Annotated in this window: 15 protein-coding genes; 8 read left to right on the forward strand and 7 right to left on the reverse strand. The window is 70.4% G+C overall.

Translation table 11 applies throughout. From position 1 onward, the window contains the following. Positions 1–88: 88 nt before the first annotated feature. The 7 genes from ACZ4V1_RS07285 to ACZ4V1_RS07315 form a co-directional block, all read right to left on the reverse strand. Entirely contained in the window at positions 89–820 is a 732-nt protein-coding gene (locus ACZ4V1_RS07285) for a nucleoside/nucleotide kinase family protein (protein ID WP_468330615.1), read from the reverse strand. Further along, entirely contained in the window at positions 804–2165 is a 1362-nt protein-coding gene (locus ACZ4V1_RS07290) for an LLM class flavin-dependent oxidoreductase (RefSeq protein WP_468330617.1), read from the reverse strand. The genes ACZ4V1_RS07285 and ACZ4V1_RS07290 overlap by 17 nt, the downstream gene beginning before the upstream one ends. A gap of 685 nt (positions 2166–2850) precedes the next feature. Beyond that, positions 2851–3564, reverse strand: a complete 714-nt coding sequence (locus ACZ4V1_RS07295) for an adenylate kinase family protein (protein WP_468330620.1) — start codon at positions 3562–3564, stop codon at positions 2851–2853. Positions 3565–3612: 48 nt separating this feature from the next. Beyond that, entirely contained in the window at positions 3613–3786 is a 174-nt protein-coding gene (locus ACZ4V1_RS07300; RefSeq protein WP_468330623.1) for a hypothetical protein, read from the reverse strand. A 39-nt stretch (positions 3787–3825) separates the two neighbouring features. After that, complete coding sequence (locus ACZ4V1_RS07305; protein WP_468330626.1) at positions 3826–5667, reverse strand: carbamoyltransferase family protein; 1842 nt, start codon at positions 5665–5667, stop codon at positions 3826–3828. Further along, positions 5660–7921, reverse strand: coding sequence for an iron-containing redox enzyme family protein (locus tag ACZ4V1_RS07310; protein WP_468330629.1), 2262 nt, complete (start codon positions 7919–7921; stop codon positions 5660–5662). The genes ACZ4V1_RS07305 and ACZ4V1_RS07310 overlap by 8 nt, the downstream gene beginning before the upstream one ends. Positions 7922–8132: 211 nt before the next feature. Then, positions 8133–9164 carry an Inducer of phenazine A gene (locus tag ACZ4V1_RS07315; protein ID WP_468330632.1) on the reverse strand — a complete coding sequence of 344 codons (1032 nt, stop codon included), beginning with the start codon at positions 9162–9164 and terminating at the stop codon, positions 8133–8135. Positions 9165–9611: 447 nt separating this feature from the next. Here ACZ4V1_RS07315 and ACZ4V1_RS07320 point away from each other — a divergent pair, with 447 nt between their 5' ends. The 8 genes from ACZ4V1_RS07320 to ACZ4V1_RS07355 all read left to right on the forward strand — a co-directional run bounded on the left by ACZ4V1_RS07320 (position 9612) and on the right by ACZ4V1_RS07355 (position 20175). Beyond that, positions 9612–10769, forward strand: coding sequence for a glycosyltransferase family 4 protein (locus ACZ4V1_RS07320; protein WP_468330635.1), 1158 nt, complete (start codon positions 9612–9614; stop codon positions 10767–10769). Continuing rightward, positions 10766–12118, forward strand: coding sequence for a helix-turn-helix domain-containing protein (locus ACZ4V1_RS07325; protein WP_468330638.1), 1353 nt, complete (start codon positions 10766–10768; stop codon positions 12116–12118). Before ACZ4V1_RS07320 ends, ACZ4V1_RS07325 begins: the two co-directional genes overlap by 4 nt. A 123-nt stretch (positions 12119–12241) precedes the next feature. Next, the gene (aepY, locus tag ACZ4V1_RS07330) at positions 12242–13402 is read left to right on the forward strand and encodes a phosphonopyruvate decarboxylase (RefSeq protein WP_468330641.1); all 1161 of its coding nucleotides are present in this window, start codon (positions 12242–12244) and stop codon (positions 13400–13402) included. Between the two features lie 11 nt (positions 13403–13413). Next, positions 13414–14526, forward strand: a complete 1113-nt coding sequence (locus ACZ4V1_RS07335; protein ID WP_468330644.1) for an iron-containing alcohol dehydrogenase — start codon at positions 13414–13416, stop codon at positions 14524–14526. Positions 14527–14703: 177 nt separating this feature from the next. Then, entirely contained in the window at positions 14704–15594 is an 891-nt protein-coding gene (locus ACZ4V1_RS07340) for a TolB family protein (RefSeq protein ID WP_468330646.1), read from the forward strand. A 641-nt stretch (positions 15595–16235) separates the two neighbouring features. Next, on the forward strand, positions 16236–17549 hold the full coding sequence (locus ACZ4V1_RS07345) for an inositol-3-phosphate synthase (RefSeq protein ID WP_468330648.1): 1314 nt from the start codon (positions 16236–16238) through the stop codon (positions 17547–17549). Positions 17550–18214: 665 nt separating this feature from the next. Then, a complete protein-coding gene (locus ACZ4V1_RS07350) occupies positions 18215–18970 on the forward strand; it encodes a hypothetical protein (RefSeq protein ID WP_468330651.1) in 756 nt (251 codons plus the stop codon). Beyond that, positions 18967–20175 carry an ATP-grasp domain-containing protein gene (locus tag ACZ4V1_RS07355; protein WP_468330654.1) on the forward strand — a complete coding sequence of 403 codons (1209 nt, stop codon included), beginning with the start codon at positions 18967–18969 and terminating at the stop codon, positions 20173–20175. Before ACZ4V1_RS07350 ends, ACZ4V1_RS07355 begins: the two co-directional genes overlap by 4 nt. The last annotated feature ends 52 nt before the right edge of the window (positions 20176–20227 follow it).

The raw sequence follows: 20227 nt of genomic DNA on the forward strand, positions 1-20227 counted from the left end.
CCCGGCAGGAAGCGCCGGACGGAGCGACCTCCGTCTCGAGGCCCCCCGCCTTCGAGCGGAGGGGTCCGTTCGTCCGGGGAAGGCACGGTCAGCGCGGCCGTACCTCCCAACGGGGCTGCCGGACCTCGTCGTTGTGCACGACGAAGTGGGCGTGATCGAGCGGGCGGGCCTCGGCGGAGTACAGCTTCTGGGCGGGCAGGTAGCGGACCCGGAAACGCCGCTCGACCTCGGCGGCGGACTCGAACCGCGCCAGGTCCCGGACCCGGGCCCGGTCCACCAACCGCTCGTCCGACGCCGACACGAAGACTCGCAGGTCCCACCGGTCGACCAGCTCCGGGCGCTGCAGGAACACTCCGTCGACCAGCAGCACCGCCTCCGCCGACGCGGTGGCCGCCGGCTCCAGGAGAGGCGTGTCCGCGTGCCAGTCGTACACCGCGGACCGGTACCGCCGGTCGCCGCCCGGGCCCAAGGGGTCGAGCAGCACTCGCCGCAACGCCGCGTAGTCGAAGGAGTCCCGGTAGCAGGCGACGGGCGAGTCGACGCCGTGCCTGTAGCGCACCGCCCGGGGGAACATGAAGTTGTCGATCGACGCGCGGACGGCCTCACGACCGCGGGCCCACAGGACCGCGGCGAGCTCGTCGGCCAGCATCGTCTTGCCGCCGGCCGGGGGCCCGTCGACGGCGACCCGCAGCGGGTGCCCGGTCGAGATGGACCCGATCGCCCCGGCCAGCCGGTCGAGCAGTTCGGCGCGAGTGCCGCTGCCCGTCCCCTGCTCCGTCTCGATCACCGAGGGGGAGTGGACCTCACTCGCTCCGGGCATCGGAACCACCCGGGTGGGTCGCGTACCGGCTCGGCGGCCGGCGCAGGCCGTAGTGCTCCCGCAGCGTGGTGCCCCGGTACTCGGAGCGGATCAGGCCGCGCGAGCGCAGGAGCGGCACCACGTGCTCGACGAACAGCTCGAAGCCGGAGGGCAGCGTCGCCGGCATGATGTTGAACCCGTCCGCCGCGCCTTCCCGGGCCCACGTCTCGATCGTGTCCGCGACCTGCTCGGGGGTGCCGGCGAAGGTGCGGTGCCCTCGGCCGCTGCCGAGCCGCCCGACCAGTTGGCGGACCGTCAGCGACTCCCGGCGGGCCAGTTCGACGATCAGCGTGAACCGGCTCTTGTCGCCCTCGATGTCGTCCTCGGTGGGCAGGTCTTCGGGCAGCGGCTCGTCCAGGGGCAGCCGCGCCGGGTCGACGCCGAGCTGCTTGGCCATCCGGTCGCGGCCGGACTCGGCCAGGACCAACTGATCGAGCTCTTCGTCCAGTTCCCGCGCCTCGGCCTCGGTCGAGCCGATCACCGGGACGATCCCGGGGAGGATCTTCACGCCGTCGGGGTCCCGCCCGGCGAGCTTGACCCGGCGCTTCAGGTCGGCGTAGAAGGCCTGTCCGTCGGCGAGGGAATGCTGCGCGGTGAAGACCGCCTCGGCGTGCCGGGCCGCGAAGTCCTTGCCGTCCTCCGACGACCCGGCCTGCACCAGAACCGGGTGGCCCTGTGGGGAGCGCGGCGTGTTCAGCGGGCCGCGCACCGAGAAGAAGCGTTCACGGTGCTCGATGGCGTGGATCTTCGACTCGTCGGCCCACACCCCGGCTTCCCGGTCGGCGACGATCGCGTCGTCCTCCCAGCTGTCCCAGAGCTTCTGGGCGACGGCCAGGAACTCGTCCGCCCGCTGGTACCGCTCGACGTGGGACGCCTGGGAGTCCAGGCCGAAGTTGCGGGCGGAGGCGTCGCCCGGCGTCGTGACGATGTTCCAGCCGACCCGGCCGCCGCTGATCAGGTCCAGCGAGGCGAACCGGCGGGCGACGTTGAAGGGGTCGTTGTAGCTGGTCGAGGCGGTGGCGATCAGCCCGATCCGGCTCGTCGCCCGCGCCACTGCGGTCAGCACCGTGAGCGGGTCGAGCCGCCCCGCGGGCCGACGCGACACGCCCTCCAGCGCGACGTGGTCGGCCAGGAAGACGGAGTCGAACATCACGGACTCGGCGAGCCGGGCCATCTTCTCGTGATACTCGATGTCCAGGTTGGCCAGCGGCCGGCTGCCGGGCAGGCGCCACGACGCCTCGTGGTGGCCGGTGCCGTTGTTGAACAAGTTGAAGATCAGGGGCTTGCCGTTCGGAGCGCCGGCCATCAGTCGGCCGCCGTCATGGTGTGCTTGCCGGCTTCCCGCATGTTCGTCATGACGATTCCCCGTTCTCTCGTGCTTCACCCGGAGCACGGCGAGAGGCCGGCTCGGGAGTGGTGTGGAGTCCCCGGGACCGCCGGTCGACCGGGGGGCCTCGACAGTGCGCAGAAACGGTCGCACCGGACAGAGATCAGGCCGATGTGACCATACACGGCCGCGCCGAAGTGCGTACACCGGCACGGGTGGTGTCACACGGCGTGGACCTGGTGGGTGGTGCGGGTGGTGCGGGGGTGCGGGTGGTGCGGGCCGAAGGCGCCGTCGTGGTGGGTCGGGGGCGGGCCCGTCCCGGCTACCCGGAGAGGGCGTCGCCGAGCGGGACGAGGTGGTCGCCGCCCTCCGGGAACCGGCCGACCCGGCAGGCCGGAAAGCCGGCCGCGCCCGGAAGGCGCGGCACACCGCCGTCGGACTGCCGGGGCACGGTGGCCGGGCACGGCGGCCGAAGCGGTACGGCGGCCAGGACACCGGTGACCGTGGCCTCGCCGCCTCGCCGCCTCGCCGCCTCGCCGCCTCGCCGCCTCGCCGCCTCGCCGCCTCGCCGCCTCGCTGCCTCGCCGCCTTGGTGCCCGCCGCCTCGCTGCCTTGGTGCCGGATCGGGCGAGGGGGCCTTCGCCGTTCGGGGGACCGCCCGCCGTCACCGGGTCGCGGTCTGCGCGGCGGGCGCGGCCGCTTCCAGGGCCGCCGCCACCTGGGCGGGCGAGCCGGTCCCGTCGATCCGGACGAGGACGGCGAGCTCCTCGTAGTGGGCCAGCAGTTCCTCGGCGCCCTGGCGTTGCCGCGTCAGGCGGCGGCGGAAGTTCTGCCGGCCGTCGTCGGGGCGACGGACCAGCTCCCGGCCGCACCGGGAGCAGGCGGAACCGGGCACCGGTATCGCCTCGGCCACGATGGTGTCGCAGCTCGTGCACACCTCGCGATTCATCACCCGGGCCTCGCAGACCTCCTCGGGCGCGTCCAGGTAGACCATCCGGTTCACGCGCAGGCCGCGCTCGCCGAGGACGCGGTCCAGGGCGAGGGCCTGCGACCGGTTGCGCGGAAAGCCTTCGAGGACGGCGCAGGTGGCATCGGGCAGGCTCTCGTCCAGCCAGTGGTTGATGCCGGCGAATATGAGTTCGTCCGGGTGCCAGATCTTCCTCACGTGGTAGGGCTCGGCCTGTTGCCCAAGGGGCGTGCCCTGCTCCATCTGCCGCTCGAAGAAGACCCGCACTCCGAAGTGGATGAGCCCGGGGAAGCGGCGGCGGAAGGCCCCCATGGCGGTGGACTTGCCCGCGCCGGGCGGGCCGGCCAGGACCATCACCGGGATCTCGGCGGGGCGGTCGGACGCCGCCGAAGCGGCAGGAACGGTCGGCATGAAAGGTGTCCTGTTTCGTGAGTAGTGGGTCCGGTCGGCCCGGGCGGGTCACCGTGCGGCTGGCCGCCTCCACGGCGGACCCTCACGGCCGGCCGGGGAGGTCCAGTAGGTCGTGGCCCGCGGATCGCGCCGCCGCGACAGCGGGTCGCGGAACAGCCGGCTCGCCAGGCCGGCGGGTACGGCGACCAGGCAGTACAGGATGGAGACCATGACGTTGCTCATCGCCTTCGGGACTTGACGGTGGATGGGACGGGCAGTCGCTCAGTCGAGGGGGATCTCCGCCCGCCAGTCGCTCTCCTCCGACCAGGCCGGCTGCTCGTCCTTGTACAGCAGGAAGTTGCCGAGGGCGAGCATGTCGATGTTGGTGCGCATGAAGCAGGTGTAGGCGTCGTGCGGGGAATTCACGATCGGCTCGCCGCGGACGTTGAACGAGGTGTTCACCAGAACCGGGCAGCCCGTACGGGCTTTGAAGGCGGTCAGCAGCTCGTGGTACGCGGGGTTGCTCTCCGCGGTGACCGTCTGTACCCGCGCGGACCCGTCGACATGGGTGACGGCGGGGATGGTGGAGCGCCGCACGCGCAGCAGGTCGATGCCGGTCGCGCCGGTGTCGGCGGCGGGGACCTGCTGGGCCGCCGCGACCTGCGCCACCACCAGCATGTACGGACTGTCCTGCCGGAGGTCGAACCAGTCCTTGGCGTCCGCGGCCAGCACGGCGGGCGCGAACGGGCGGAAGGACTCGCGGAACTTGGTCTTGAGGTTCATCGCGGACTGCATCTCGGGATCGCGCGGATCGCCCAGGATGGAACGGGCCCCCAGCGCACGCGGGCCGAACTCCATACGGTCCTGGAACCACCCGACGATCCTGCCGTCGGCCAGTGCGGCCACGACGTCACCGACCAGGGCACCGCGGTCCGGGTGATGGTGGTACGGGACCCCACGGCCGCGCAGGTACTCGGCGATCTGCTCGTCGCCGTAGGCCGGGCCCAGCAGCGAGCCGGACATCGCGTCCCGCCCGCTGCCGGCGTGGTTCCGGGGCGCGTCCCGGTCCATCGCCACCGCGAGTGCGGCGCCCAGGGCGCCCCCGGCGTCGCCGGCGGCGGGCTGGATCCACACCTCGTCGAAGATCCCGCTGTCGACGATCTTCCCGTTGGCGACGCAGTTCAGCGCCACACCGCCGGCCAGGCACAGGGTGGACTCCCCGGTGCGCTCCCGCGCGGTGCGCGCCAGCCGGAGCATCACCTCCTCGGTGACGCTCTGGACGGATGCCGCGAGGTCGAACTCGCGCTCCGTGAGCGGTCCTTCGGGAGTGCGGCGCGGCCCGTCGAAGAGCTTCTCGAAGGCCCGGCCGGTCATGGTGTGGCCGCGCAGGTACTCGAAGTACCGCATGTCCATGTGGAAGGAGCCATCCGGCTTGACGTCGATCAGCCGCTCCCTGATCAGGTCCGCGTAGCGGGGCTTGCCGTACGGCGCCAGGCCCATGAGCTTGTACTCGCCGGAGTCGACCCTGAAGCCGCAGAAGTAGGTGAAGGCGGAGTACAACAGCCCGAGGGAGTGCGGGAACCGGATCTCGGCCAGCGGCTTCAGGGCCGACTCCCGGCCGTGCCACAGCGTCGTGGTGGCCCATTCGCCCACGCCGTCCACGCACAGGACGGCGGCCGACCGGAACGGGCTGGGGAAGAAGGCCGAGGCCGCGTGGGACTCGTGGTGCCTGCGGACCGCGATGTCCGGCACCGGCCCCAGGTCCAGCGACTCGAGGTCGCGCCGCAGGCCCTGGACCGCCCGGAGCTTGCCGTCGGTCCCCAGCCACCTCGGCAGCGTTTCACGGAAGGACGTGAGGTTCGTCGGCGCCGCACCGACCAGGGTCGCCAGCACCCGGCGGAACTTCAGCCGCGGGTCCTCGTAGTAGGCGACCGTCGAGACATCCCGTAAGGACGCTCCCAGCTCGTCGAGGCAGTAGCGGACCGCCTGAGCGGGGAACGACGGGTCGTGCCGCTTGCGGCTGAAGCGCTCCTCCTGCGCCGCCGCCACGGGGACTCCGCCGCGGACCAGCGCCGCGGCGCTGTCATGGTAGGACGCCGAGATCCCGAGAATCAGCTCAGACAACGGTGCGCTCCTCAGACATCGGCATGACAGGTTTCTCCCGCCGCCACCGGCCGCCGGCGAGGCGGGCGCGGCGTGCGGCCCCGCGCGCCAGGAATCCGCCGGGCGGGTTGAGCGAGCGGTAGCCGGCCCGCACCCGCTCCCAGACCTCGGTCCGGCCGCCCGACCCGGGCGAGTCCGCCAGGCCGGACATCAGGGCGTCGACGGCGTCGGCCGCCCACGCGGAATGCCCCGTGGCGACGTTGTCGATGGTGTTGTGGAGGTCCACGAAGCGGGTGCTGAAGCCGTATTCCCGCAGGGCCATGCCGGCTCTGCGGTACGCACCGCCCACGCCGGACAACTCCATGGCCAGGTTGAGACCGAGTACCTCGGGCAGGAAGGTCCGCGGCAGGCGCCCGATGCAGAGCCAGTAGACGGGCAACTCGAACGACTCGTCCCGGAAGCCCGGCCAGTTCGCGAACTCCGCCGACGCCGTGGGCGGCAGGTCGACGTCCATCTCCTTCAGGACCTCGCGGTAGATCAGGGGATGGTTCAACTCCGGTTCGCCGTTGCCGAGTTCGTCCCAGTAGGTGGCGAAGAGCGAGTGGCCGATGTCCGAGGACGCCAGCTCGTAGTCGGTGAAGCCGTGCAGCCAGCTTCCGTCGATCAGCGTCAGCGGCGCGGTCTGCACCGCGTCGTCCACCACCGCGTCCCTCGACGGCAGCGGGATGTCCGCGCCCTCCTCGAACTGCATTCCGTGGCGGTCGTGTTGCGCCTGGAGCCACGGTCTCAGTCCCTCGTTCCGCCATTGCGGCGGGAGTGGCCCGGACCGGGCGTCCATGCGATGCCGGGCACGGGCCAGCCAGCCCCTGACGTACCCCAGGCACCAGTCGCCGAGCTCCGGGCTGCAATTGCGCGCCATGAGCAGGTGGTACGCCTCGCGGAGGTCCTTCGGTTTGCGGCCGGGCGGCGCGCCGGTCGTCGGCGCGTCGGTGACGGTGACCGGCCACGGCCGGCCGGCCGCCCGCCGGGCCGCGTTCGGCGTGCCGACGGCGGTGCCGGCCTCGGTGGTGCCGGCCTCGGTTCCCTTCCGCGGGCGGCCGTCGGCCGGGAGCGCGTCGATCCAGCGGCTGATGACGGTGAGGTCGTCCGGCGAGAAGACACGGAACATCGGGCCGCGCTCGCCGACCAATCCCTGGACCAGGGGACTGGCACCCGACCGCCCCGGTCTGACCAGCCTGCTGCGCGCCAGGACCTCGAGGAATGGCTGCGGTTCGTTCTGGCAGTCCTTCAGCCACGCCGACAGCGGCCGGTCCTCGAGCCGGACCTCGTGGTGGTAGACCGCGCCTTCCCTGGCGCGGAGCCGCATGAGCTCGGCCATGTCGTAGGCGGGGTCGAGCGAGGCGCGCAGCTCGTCGAACAGCGCCGAGCCGTGACCGCGCAGGCAGTCCAGTGCCCAGGCGAAGCCCGCGCGGACCCGCGCGGCCGGCTCCGGGCCGGTCCGCACCAGCGCGTCGGCGATGGCGCGGCACTCCTCCAACGGCGAAGGGCCGCCGCCCCTGGCGTTCGCGGGGTCGATCGCCGCCCAGTCCGCCGGTAGCTCGGGCCTGGCCAGGGCCAGCGGCGGTGCCAGTCCCACGGCCCGCAGACACAGGTCCGCTCCGATGAGTTCCCGGTGGAAGTCGTCCGGTCGCCGGCTCATCAGCAGGAGTGAGGCGGGCAGGCGGAACGCCGTGTCGTCGATCCGCGGGTCACCGGCCAGTCGGGCCGGCGGCACGGCGTACTCCGAGGCACGCAGTTGCCGCAGCAGGCCGAGGTAGGCACTGCCCCGAGCGGTACCGGGATGGCCGACACCGATATCGGAGGCGTAGAGCGCGAGAATCCGGAGGAACAGCGGCTCGTCCGCGGTTCCCGGGCTGGTCAGCCACTGGAGCCAGGCCCCGGACACGAGTCCGCAGGGCGCCCACCCGAGGACCGCCCTGCGGACCAGGAGGCGGCGGCCGTCGTGGTCCGTGAGGTCCCCCAGTGCCCGGAAGCGCTCGGCCGCGGCGGACGACCAGTCCGCCGCTTCGCCGGTCAGGCTGTCCAGGTGCGCTTCGGTGTCCGGGGCGGCCCGCCGCAGTTCGGCGCGCAGGCCTTCGAGCGACTCGTCCCCCGGAACGAACGCCTCAGGATCGCCGGCCCGGGCGTAGAGCCCCCGGAACACCGCATCGGAGCCCGCGACCGGCCGGTACGACCGAGCGGCCGCCGCGCCGTCGGGTCTCGCATCATCGTGCATAGCCGTTCCCCGTTACTGGACTGAGCACATGTGCCTGGTGGAGTAGTGCGGTTCAGGACATCGAATCGTCAGAACATCGGATAGATCGATGCGTCCTGCTTTCGGCCGGCACGCTTCTTGCGCCCGAACAGCTTGCCGATGAGTTTGCGTAGAAAGGACATACCGGTACTCCTTTGGGAGGCGCACGGAAGGCTGCTACGTCGGGTGGGGCCTAGGAGAGCCCGAGGGTCTCGGCCGTCACCCTGGCGACGATGTCGTGACCCGCGTCGTTGTAGTGGACACGGTCGACGAACACCCAGTCCTGCTCGGTGACCACGTCGGCGACGACCGGGTTGAGGTCGAAGAACCGGATGCCCTGCCGCTCACAGCCCGCGCGCAGTGACGAGGCGTAGGCCTGTCCGAACTCCATGGTGGCGATGTCCGCGTAGACCTCCTCCCACGGCCCCAGCTCGGACAGCCGGTCGTTCTCGTCGAAGAGGAGCCGTTCCTGCGGGGCGTCGGTGTAGCGCATCCACCGCGTCATGGGCTGCAGAACGTAGGAGATCCGGGTGTCCGGGCCGGCCATACGCCGCCAGATGTCGAGTTGACGGAGTGTCGTCTCCGCCGCCGCGTCGATCACCGTGGGGGTGTCGCGGCGCATGTCGTCGAGAGTCGCGATGGTGGCGGACGATCCCGATCGGCGGCCGAAGAGTCTGGAGCTCTTGCGGCTCTGCTCCCGCAGCTCCTCCATCTTCGCGAAGTACTCGCCGCAGAAGAAGAACGCGCCGTGGTCGCCCTGCTGCCACTCGGGGAACCTGGCCACCATGACGGCGTTGATCCCCGAGAGGATGACGATCTCGTCGATGTCCCCGAGCCGGTGCCGGTAGAGGGTGAAGAGCAGGGCTTCCTGGGTCGGGTTGAAGCAGTAGCTGCCGAAGTTGAGCCAGGGCGCGGAGGGGGCGTACTTGCTCCACAGCAGGGATGCCAGCGTGCTCGAATCGCTGGAGGCGCCCACACCGAGAGTGGTCGAGCCACCCGCGAGGATGCGTACCGGCCCCGGGGGGACGTGGCCCCCGGCCGACGCCCGGGCCCCGTCCGGCCCGGTGCTGACGCGAAAGCCGGACCGGTCGGTGTTGACCGTCGGTGAGGCGAAATCGGTCCGGTGAAAATACATTAAATACGGCACGTAATTGCGCCGGCCGGGGTCCTTCATTGTGTCGTAATCCCGCATCTGCGGGGTCAGCTCGTTTCGCTTGAGTTTCACTGAATCCCCCCGGAATATGGAACCCAACCTCATAACGGCTCATTCACTCTGCCATGACACACGACAAGTCGGCAAGCCTCACTCGCCACCGTGTCGGCGTTTGCCCGTGTTGGCCCGGTTCATAGGTGAGCTATTTCCGGCCATAGCTTGCACGGTTCAAGCGAAGGGCGTCGGCGGTCTGGGGCGAGTGGCGCTATGGAGATTAACCATGATATGTCCAGGTTTCTGCATTTATGATGCGCTGCTGGTTCGGCATGCTTGGCCCATGTTCAACTTCTCCCGGGAAACGGGGTAGCGGCGATGACGGCCATCGCTTACGGTAACGCGCATGAAGATCAATCAAGACAAACCGTTAACGGGTATACCTGAAGACTTCGGGAGAGAAGGCTGGTTCTTCTGCGCTCCTGTTGAGCAGCCCCGGGCTCACCGAAAACGGCGCGGGATCGCATGACCGAGCGCGTTCTCATCACAAATCACACTCCAATTCACGGCTCCGGGAGCGGGACGTACATTCTGGCGCTGGCCACCGGCCTGGCCCGGCGCGGTCACGACGTCGCACTGCTGACCCCGCCCGGCGGGACCCGGGTGGCCCTGCCGTCGGGGATCCGGCACTTCGAGGCCGCCGAACTGGCCGGCGAATTCCCGTCCTTCACCGGGCACCCGTGCAGCTCGCGGCTGTACAGCGGGATGTCTCCGGACGAACTGGCGGACGTGACGAGAACCTGGCGGCGAGCCCTGGAGCCCGTGGTACGGGCCTGGGCGCCGACGGTCGTCCATTCCCAGCACCTTTGGCTGCTGACCAGCGCGGTACTCGACCTGGGGCTGCCCGTGGTCGCCACCTGCCACGGTTCCGAGGTTCCGTACCTCGACGCCGAGGCGCACCTGCGGCGGTTCCGGGGCGACGAGTCCCCGGACGCGGTGATCTCCATATCGCGCTTCGTCCAGCGCGAGGTCAGCAGGCATCTGCCGGCCGATACACCGCATGTGGCGATGCTGAATCCTTACGACGCCCGACGCTTTTCCTACGGTCCGCGACCGGCGACCAGCCGCGGGCCGCGTATCGGCTTTGTGAATCGACTGGTCGAGTACAAACGGGGCGACCGATTCCTCGAGATCACCCGCGGACTCGTCGACCTGGTGCCCGGTCTGGAGGCCTGGATCATCGGCGACGGCACTGAGCGGCCTGCGCTGGAAGCCCTTTCGGAAAAACTTGGACTGACTGGGCGCACTCGTTTCCTCGGATTCCAGCCGCTTACCTCGATGCCCGATGTCTTTCGTGATCTCGACGCGGTCGTGATGTGCAGCCCCAGTGAGCCATTCGGCCTCGCGGCCATCGAGGCGGCCGCCTGCGGCACTCCGGTCTTCGTACCCGACTCGGGCGGCCTCGGTGAACTCGCGGCGAGTCCCCATATCCGTGGCTACGCGCTGGATGAATCGGCCGTCATCGGCGAAGTCGCCGACGTGCTCACCAGCCCGGAGACCGAGTCGCAGCGGGAAATGCGCAGTCTGCACATCGCCGAGCGGTACTCATTGGAGTCGTATCTCAGCCAGCTGGAGGACGTCTACTCCGGCGCGATTCAACACCGCCAGGGAGGGCACTCATGAGCACGGCAGGGGAATTCGGTCCCGATTCGGCCCATGCCGCACGTGCCGCCGCACTGCTGCGCGCGGCCGCCAACGACCTCAAGCGCAACGACCGGGCGGCGGAGGCGGACCTGGGGCTGCCGCCCGGCAGCTTCGCCGACTACGTCTCCGGCCGCCTCCCGATCACTTGGGACCTGATCAGCCAGGCCGCCCGGGCGTGGCCGCTCAACGAGCGCGACCTGCTGCCCATGCACAACGACACCCCGCAGGGCCTGCGCATGATGCGGGCCAAGGAGTCCGAGGCGAGTTCGCGGATCATCGAGCGGGGCGGTGGGCCCTACTACGAGTACCGGGACACCGCCATGTCCCGGCAGGCGTCCTACCGGCCGGAGTGGATCAAAATGCTCCGGGTCGTCGAGGACGACGACCCGGACAATCCGCGAGTGGAGTGGAACAAGGGGCACCTCCTCTACCAGTTCACCTACTTCGTCGGCCCGGTCAACTACTACTTCCGCAGCGGCGGCCGGTCCCATTGCGTACCGATGAACACCGGCGACTCCGTCTGGGGACTCCCGTTCGCGCCGCACTCGTTCACCGCGCGCTCCGCGGACGAGCCGGCCTACATCCTCGCGCTCACCTACGGCGGCGAACTGACCGGCGACGCGCAGCGCGAACTGGCCACCTTCGGCCGCGCCGTCACGGGCTCGCTCGCCCTGCCGCTCGGCGACCACGGAGCGATGCTGCGCTCGGTCATGGCGGCCCGGCTGATGACGGTCGGGGAACTCGCCGACCGCTCCGGCCTGATGACCGACCGCGTCGCGGCCCTGTGCCAGACGCCGGCCCGTGCCGAATGGCCCGAACTGGTGGCGCTCGCCGAGGCGCTCGGGGTGTCCGTCCGCGAACTGCTGGCCCCGCACACCACCACCGAAGCCGACGTCCGCATCCAGCCGGGCCGTACCGCGGCGCGGTGGTCGTACCCCGGACCGGACGCTCCCGCGTACCGGTTCACGCGGCTCGCCGACGATCCGCTGCACCCGCACACCACGAGCCTCGGAGTCGACGTGCTGACCGCACGGCCGGATGCCATGCTCCCGCCGACATACCAGCACCAGTACCTCTACGCGCTCGGGGACGAGCCGGTGTCGGTGCGGTGGCGGCACAACGGTGAGCAGTACGAAGGCCGGCTCGCACCGGGTGACTCGGCGTACGTGATCCCGGGCATCGAGCTGAGTCTGAGTGCGGAGAACCCCACCGCGCTGCTGATGCTGCGGATCGGAGGGTCGGCCACGCCGGACGTCCGCTTCGCCCTGGGCGCGATGCCGGACGGCGGGATCGACCGTTATGTCGCCGAGGACCGGCTCTGGTACTGAGCCCCTGCCACCGAACCGCTCGCCGACCACGACGGGAAAGGGTCATATGACCGGCGATCTCCGATTCCTCGGCCCACCGGCCGGCATACGCACCGCCGGGCAGCGGACGAAGGCCTGGCTGTCATGATCACCTCACAAGCCATGCTGGACGCGCTGACGGCCCACAGCTACGGGCTGGTCACCGGAGTGCCCTGCTCGTACTTCGCGGGTCCCCTGCGGCTGCTCGAGCGGGGCGAAGGGCCCCGCTACGTCCCCGCGGTGAACGAGGGCAGCGCGGTCGCGATCGCCGCCGGCGCACGGCTCGGCGGACGGCTGCCCATGGTGCTGGCCCAGAACTCCGGCTTCGGCAACATGATCAACCCGCTCACCTCGCTCGTACTGCCCTACTGCATACCGATGACCGTGATGGTCAGCATGCGCGGCTGGCCGACGGCGGAAGCGGGCGAGCCCCAGCACTACTGGATGGGGCGGGTGGTACCGGACTGGCTCGACTCCCTCGGCATCCCGCACTGGATGCTCACCACGGGCGGGCCGTCCCTGAACCAGGTGCTGCGAGAAGCGCGGCCCGCCCTGGAGGAGGGCCGGCCGGCAGTCGTCCTGGTCGCCAAGGGGGCCATCGCGAACGACTCGCCCACCGACCCGCCGACCGTGCCGCCCGGACCCCGGCCGACTCGCGAGGAGGTGGTGTCGGCGGTGCTCGCGGAGGCGGGCGACGCGCACCTGCTGAGCACGACCGGCTACCTGTCCCGCAGTCTGTTCAATCTCGGCGACAGCGGCCGGAACTTCTACATGCAGGGATCGATGGGCCACGTCTCGGGCATCGCGCTCGGCGCGGCACTGGCGTGCCCCGAGAAGCGGTTCGTCGTCCTGGACGGCGACGGCGCCGTGCTGATGCACATGGGCTCCCTGGCGACGATCGGCGACCTCGCCCCGGCCAACCTGACCCACGTGGTCTTCGACAACGGCGTCTACGACTCGACCGGCGGCCAGCTGACGGGGGGCCGGCGGACCGACTTCGCCGCGGCTGCGCTGGCCTGCGGATACCGCAACGCCTGGGGGGCCGATTCGATCGACGAACTGCGCGGGGCGCTGCGCACGGCACTCACCGCTGACGGACCGTCCGCCATCGTGGTGCGCGGAGCACCCGGGGGCGCCGCCGGCGAGCGGGCATCGAACAACGTGAGTGTCCAGGAGATCGGCGACCGGTTCACCAAGAGCCTGGAAGCACACCACCACCACACGACACCCGACCGGAGGCCGACATCGCCCCGCACATCCGCTTAGGCCCGGGCGTAGTGAGGCAGCTGCCCGAGGTGCTCGTCCCCGCCCGGCGGGTATTCGTCGTCCACGGCCGCAGGTCGTTCCGGGAGGGCGCGGCCGCGGCGGCGGTGGACCGCGTCGACGCGGACGTCCGCTGCTTCGCGGGCGTGTGCCCGAACCCGGACGTGGCGCAGGTCCGTGAAGCAGTCGCGCTGGCCCGGGAGTTCGCGCCCGACGCGGTCGTCGGCATCGGCGGGGGCAGCGCGATGGACGTGGCCAAGTGCGTCGCGGTCCTCGCCGGCTGCGCCGGTGACCCGGGGGAGTACCTGTTCAAGCCCGGCTCGATACCGGACGGCAGGACCACCACACTGGTCCAGGTCCCGACGATCACGGGCTCCGGCAGCGAGCTCACGAGCTTCGCCACGGTCTACATCGGCCACCACAAGCACTCGCTCGACCACCCGAGCGCACAGGCGGACCACGTCCTCATCGACCCGGATCTCGCCGCGACGGTGCCGGCGCCGACGGCTGCCGCCAGTGCCCTGGACGCGCTCGCGCAGGCGGTCGAGTCGGCGTGGGCGGTCGCGGCGACGGCCGAGTCGCGTGACACGGCCGTCCGCGCGCTGGAGACACTCGTGCCGCCGCTCGACGTCGCGACGGGCCGCGGGGACTTCGCGGATCCGGGGCTGCGAGCCGAACTGGCCCGTGGTGCCGCGCTCGCGGGCGCCGCGATCAACATCTCCCGCACCACCGCGGCGCACGCCCTGTCCTACGCCCTGACGGCACGGCACGGCATCGCCCACGGCGCCGCTGTCGGGCTCCACCTGCGGTGGCTCATCGGCCACAACGCGGCCGCGACGGCCGCGGACACCCGCCACCCGGAGGGCGCCGACGCGCTGCGGGGCCTCATCGGCGACCTGCAGCAGATCTGTCTGGACGGTACCGGCGTACCGCTCGAGGAACTCATCGACCGCCTGCTCGGGATGCACGGCTTGGCCGAATACCGCATGCCCCGTCGTGACTGGCAGGAGGATCTCGCCGGCAGCAGGGCGTCGAACAACCCGCGCCTGCTGAGCCCGGAGGACGTCCTCGCCCATACGGGCGGGGCCACGGCACGGACCGTCACGATCGGTGCCGCCCGCAGCTGAGGTCGCGCCCGCAGCTGAGGTCGCGCCCGTCGCGGGGGTCGCGCCCGTCGCGGGGATCGCGGTCGCCGCAGGGACCGCGGCCGTCGCGGGGATCACGGCCGTCGTTCCTCCGCGGAGGAACGGCGACCGCGGCCTCAGGCCCATCGACTTCCACGACGACCCCGAGGAAAGGCGAGAATGCCCATACGGAAACTCCGGCCGGGGCAGACCTGTCAGGTCTGGACCGTCGGGCCCGGCCGCCCGGAGCCCGTCAAGCGGTTCGAGACGTCGCGGTGCCTGCTCGAGTCGCCGAACTGGCTGCACTCGGGTGACGCCCTGCTCCTCAACGGCGACGGCCGGCTGTGGAGGCTGTCCCTGTCCGCGGTTCCGCAACTCGACCAGATCGTGGTCACCGGGGCCCCGGACCTCAACAACGACCATGTGCTCGATCCGGACGGTGAGCACATCTATCTCTCGGCCTACGACCGGCAGCTCTACCGGGCCCCGGTACGCGGCGGAGCCGCCGAGCTGATCACCAAGGGACCGTCGCCGGACGGAATACTCCACTTCCTGCACGGCGTCCACCCCCGCGGTGACCGCCTCGCGTTCACCGGGCTCCAGGAGACACCGGAGGGCGCGCGGACGCCGGGCGACGTCTACACGATGTCGGCGAACGGCGGCGACTACCGCAGGCTCACCTCCGGCCCCGGGGCCTCGGACGGGTGCGAGTACTCGCCCGACGGGGAGTGGCTCTACTTCAATACGGAACTGTTCGACGGGCACGCCCAGATCGCCCGGGTCCGGCCCGACGGCAGCGGCCTCGAACAGCTGACCTTCGACGACCACGCCAACTGGTTCCCGCACCTGTCACCCGACGGCCGATGGGCGGTGTACCTCGCGTTCCCGCCCGGCACCCAGGGCCATCCCTCCAACGTCTGGGTCGAGGTGAAGATCGTCGCCTTGGACGACTGGGCCTCGGCCGGCACCGCTGCCCGGGTCTTCGGCGGTCAAGGCACCCTGAACACCGCCGGCTGGGCCCCGGACGGTTCGGCCTTCGCCTATGTGGCCTACCCGACCGGTACGGCCTGACGCCGGCGGACCGCGCACCTTGCTCATCGCGAGCAGGACCGGAGCCACGACGGCAACCCCCGCAGGGAGGACACCGGACCGACCGTGCGGACACCGTGTCCGCGACGGCCCGGACCATTCGAGCGACGCCGAGTGCACCGAGCGAATGGCGCCGCCCCGGGAGGTGAAGCGGACCGAGGCGCCGGTTCCATGCCCAAACGCGGCCGGCGATCGGCGTCCTCCGCCGCCCGGCTCCCCTGCTCGACGGCGGCTGTCCCCGGAGGGTCCACAGCACACGGGACGGCCGCCGGACCGGACTCCGACGGGAGGGTGAATCCCCCAGGTGGTGGCACTCGGGCGCCGGCTCCAACGCGACGTCAACTGCACTTTGAGCCCCCTGACTTCGGCCAGGAGTGAGCCAAATGACACTTGCGCAGCACGCGCCGAGCCCATAGCGTGTCGATGTATCGAACCGATACATCGGGCCGATACGCGCCACAAGATCCGCCGATCCGGCGACTGGGGCACCGACGTGGCAGTCGCGTACACGCCAGGGCGTAGCCGAGCACTGCGCCTCGTACCGGCCGCATCCGGGCGCAGTGTCATCGCCCTCGTCGACGCCCGTGCGCCGACGCGGCACCACTCTGGAGACTGGGAATATCGTGGAGACAACGAAGCAGCACATCGAGCCTGCCGCCGGCCGCCTGGGCGTCCTGACCGTGGGGCTCGGCGCCGTGGCGACGACCCTCATCGCAGGCGTCGAGCTGACCAGGCGCGGCCTCGCGGAGCCCGTCGGTTCGCTCACTCAGATGGGAACCATCCGCCTGGCCGGGGACCGGGCGCCGCTCATCCGCGACTTCGTGCCTCTGGCCGGCCTCGACCAGCTGACCTTCGGCGCCTGGGACCCGATCTCGGACACGGCCTACGAGTCCGCGCAGAAGTGCGGTGTGCTGGACCGGTACAACCACATCGAGCCGATCGCAGCCGCGCTCAAGGCGATCGAGCCGATGCCGGCCGTCTTCGACCAGAACTACGTGCGCCTGCTCGAGGGCGGCAACGTCAAGACCGAGGCGACCAAGCGAGAGCTCGCCGAGGCCCTGCGCAAGGACATCCGCGACTTCAAGGCGGCGAACTCCTGCGACCGCCTGGTCATCATCTGGTGCGCGTCCACCGAGATCTTCATCGAGCCCGGCGCGGCCCACGAGAGCCTCGCCGCCCTCGAGGCCGCCATGGACTCGAACGACGAGAGCGTCCCGCCGTCGATGATCTACGCGTACGCGGCCCTCAAGGAGGGCGTGCCCTTCATCAACGGAGCGCCCAACCTCACCACCGACGTGCCGGCGATCACAGAGCTCGCCCACTCGGCCGGCGTGCCGATCGGCGGCAAGGACTTCAAGTCCGGTCAGACCCTGCTGAAGACCGTGCTGGCGCCGATGCTGAAGGCCCGCATGCTGGGGCTCCAGGGCTGGTACTCGACCAACATCCTGGGCAACCGCGACGGCGAGGTGCTGGAAGACCCGGACAGCTTCCGCAGCAAGGAGGTCACCAAGCTCGGCGTCCTCGAGCACATCCTGCAGCCGGACCTCCACCCCGAGCTCTACGGCGACTTCCACCACAAGGTCCGCATCAACTACTACCCGCCGCGCGGTGACAACAAGGAGGGCTGGGACAACATCGACATCTCGGGTTGGCTCGGCTACCCGATGCAGATCAAGGTCAACTTCCTGTGCCGTGACTCGATCCTGGCCGCGCCGCTGGCACTCGACCTGGTGCTCTTCATGGACTTCGCCCACCGAGCCGGCCTCAAGGGCGTCCAGGAGTGGCTCTCGTTCTACTTCAAGAGCCCGCAGCACGCCCCCGACACCCAGCCCGAGCACGACCTGTTCATCCAGCAGGGCAGGCTGGAGAACACCCTCCGCTCGCTGATGGGTGAAGAGCAGATCGCCAACCTGGCCGTGGACCACCACCAGGGCTGACCCACCGCCGCCCCGGACGGGCGGGACGCGATGTGGCTGCGCCGCTCCCCGGAGCGGCGCAGCCACATCGCGTCCCGCTCCAGGCGGAGCCTCTTCGCGTACGAGACGAGCCGAGCAGTGGTATTAACCGCTGTCCACGCACAACTTCGCTTTGTCGCAGGGATTTTGGAAAGGCGCTGAATCAACTCGCCTTTTGCGTAAAGCTGTTGACTGGTCGAAGGTGACATGCGTATGATCTTGCCGGGAAATGATCATGATAAACTGGTGGGTTTTTATACCTTTCCGTCAAGGTCATGCATTGACAGCCCGGTTCGCGATTCAAGTCCGCTCCGCGAAGAACAGCCTGAGTACTGCGGTCGAGCACGACCGCCAATCGAGGAGGACCGCCCCGGGCACCCCATGACGGACACCTCTCCCCTTCCCAGTGGCTGAGCCAGAAGGACGTGAAGTGTGAAAACGCGGCATGTGCGCTCGTCCGGCGATTTGACGCACCGCCGCGTCTCTCCTCTTCGGGGGTCTCGTTCCCTCGGCTCATCGCTGCCCGGCGGGGTGAGAGCCCCGGAAGTGCGGGATGAACCCGCGGCCCGGACTCCGACGGCATCCCACCGTCACGAGGTCACCCGCTACTTCGAGATGAATCCGGATCGCAGGATCGAGGGGGGAAGATGGCAGAGGCGCACAGCACCGCGCGACCCGATGCCCACACCGTGGTTCTCGTCGACGCGACGGTGCCGGTGTCGAGAGCCGCGCACGGGCTGGGATGCCGCGTCGTCCTGGTGCAGCGGCCCGGGGCACCGGTGCATGAACTGGTGGGCGAGGACACGGACTACTACTCGATCGAATGGGAGGACGAGTCGTTCGCCGACTTCGTCGATACGGTCCTGCGCCCCCGCGACCCCGCGGCCGTCCTCTCCTTGACCTCGGCCGGAGTCATGGCGGCGGCGACGGCCAACTCCATGCTGGGGACCAGGGGCACTCCGGTCGGCGTGGTGAAGGCGATGGCCGCGGCCGGGGACGGAGAGGCAGACGGCGAGGGAGGCGGCGGGCGACGGCGCATCAGGGCCCGCACCTTCAGCACGGCGGGAGCGCACCGTTGGGTCGCCGCCGTCACGGAGGGGCACACGCCCTCGCTGCCCGGACACGTCGTACCGGAGCACTGCCTGTCGGCCGCAGAACATCGTGCGGCCCTGGCCGCGATGACAGACCTGCTGGACACGGCCGGACTCACCGACGGCCCGGCACTCATCCGCCTCGAGCTTCACGAGCGCGGAGTGCGGATCCTCACCGCGGAACCCACCGCCGATGACGACGACGAGACAGAGCTCGTCCGGCGGCTCACGGGATTCGATCTGGTGCGACGGTCGCTCGAGTGGCCCCTCGGCATATCCCCCGCCCCGCACGGAGAGGAGGGCGGGCGATGAGCAAGGAGGCCGCGCTCTTCATCAACAAGCACCCCTACGAGCACATCAGCCGGGGCGGCAGAACCCTGCTGCCCGTATCGGAGCTCGACGTCCACCTCGTCACCCGGCGCCGCTGGCAAGGCGGGCTCGACGGCTTCGCGGACCATCCCCTGCCCCATGTCGCCGTCTGCGACGGAGATGACGAGAACTACAACCGCTGGCGGGACGTCTGCACGTGGATCCTGCGGCACCACCCCATCGGCCGGATCATCGCCGTCCACGAGCGGGCGGTGCTGCTCGCGGCGGAGCTGCGCTCGGCATTCTCGCTGCCCGGGATGGACTACGAAACCGCACTGCGCTTCCGCGACAAGCTGCGGATGAAGGAGGCCGTACAGCGGGCCGGGGCGGCTGCACTGCCCGCGTTCTCCGCGCTCGACACCCCGGAGGACCTCGACCGGGTCGACTGGAGCACCGGGCGAAAGGTGATCAAGAGCCGGTGGGGGCTGGCCGCCAAGGACGTCTACATGGTGGATTCCCTCGACCAGGCCCGCACTGTGGTTTCGGCCCTCGACCTGTCCGGCGGGCAGTTCGGGATCGAGGAGTTCATCGACGGCCCCATCTTCCACTGTGACTCGGTGCTGGCGGACGGGGAGATCAGGTTCGTCAGCGTCGGAAAGTACCTGGCCAATCCGTCCGCCTACTGCGCGGGAGGCGTCTTCGGGACCGTCCTCGTCGACGACGCCGAGCTGCTCCCCCGTATCCACAAGATGAACGAGGCCGTGTTGCACGCGCTCGGGCTCAAGGACGGCACCGCGCATCTGGAGCTGTTCCGGACCGCGGCCGACGAGCTCGTCTTCTGCGAGGTGGCGAGCCGGCCTCCTGGTGGTGCCATTCCGCAGGTCATCCAGTGGCAGTACGGGTTCGACATCGTCGAGGCGCAGATCCGTATCGACGCGGGCTTGCCTGTGTCGCTGGGCCGCACCACCGCCACCGGCACCTGCGGCTTCCTCTCCTTCTACCCGGGCGGAGGCGAGGCGCGCGGCATCCTCCCGCACAGGTTCGGCGCACTCGGCGTCGTCGAGCACATCGAGCACCACGGGGCTGGCAACGGCCTCGGCGGAGTGCGGCACTCCACGGACTTCCTTGACTCGTACGTGGTCAGGGCGCCCGACGAGGACGCCTTCATGGACCGGATGGCCCGTATCCAGGACGAGTACTGGCAGTGAACCGGTGCGCCGCCCAGTTCCTCACCCGTCACCTCGGGACGCCGGCCCACTA

This window comes from Streptomyces sp. NPDC028991 (assembly GCF_055564775.1).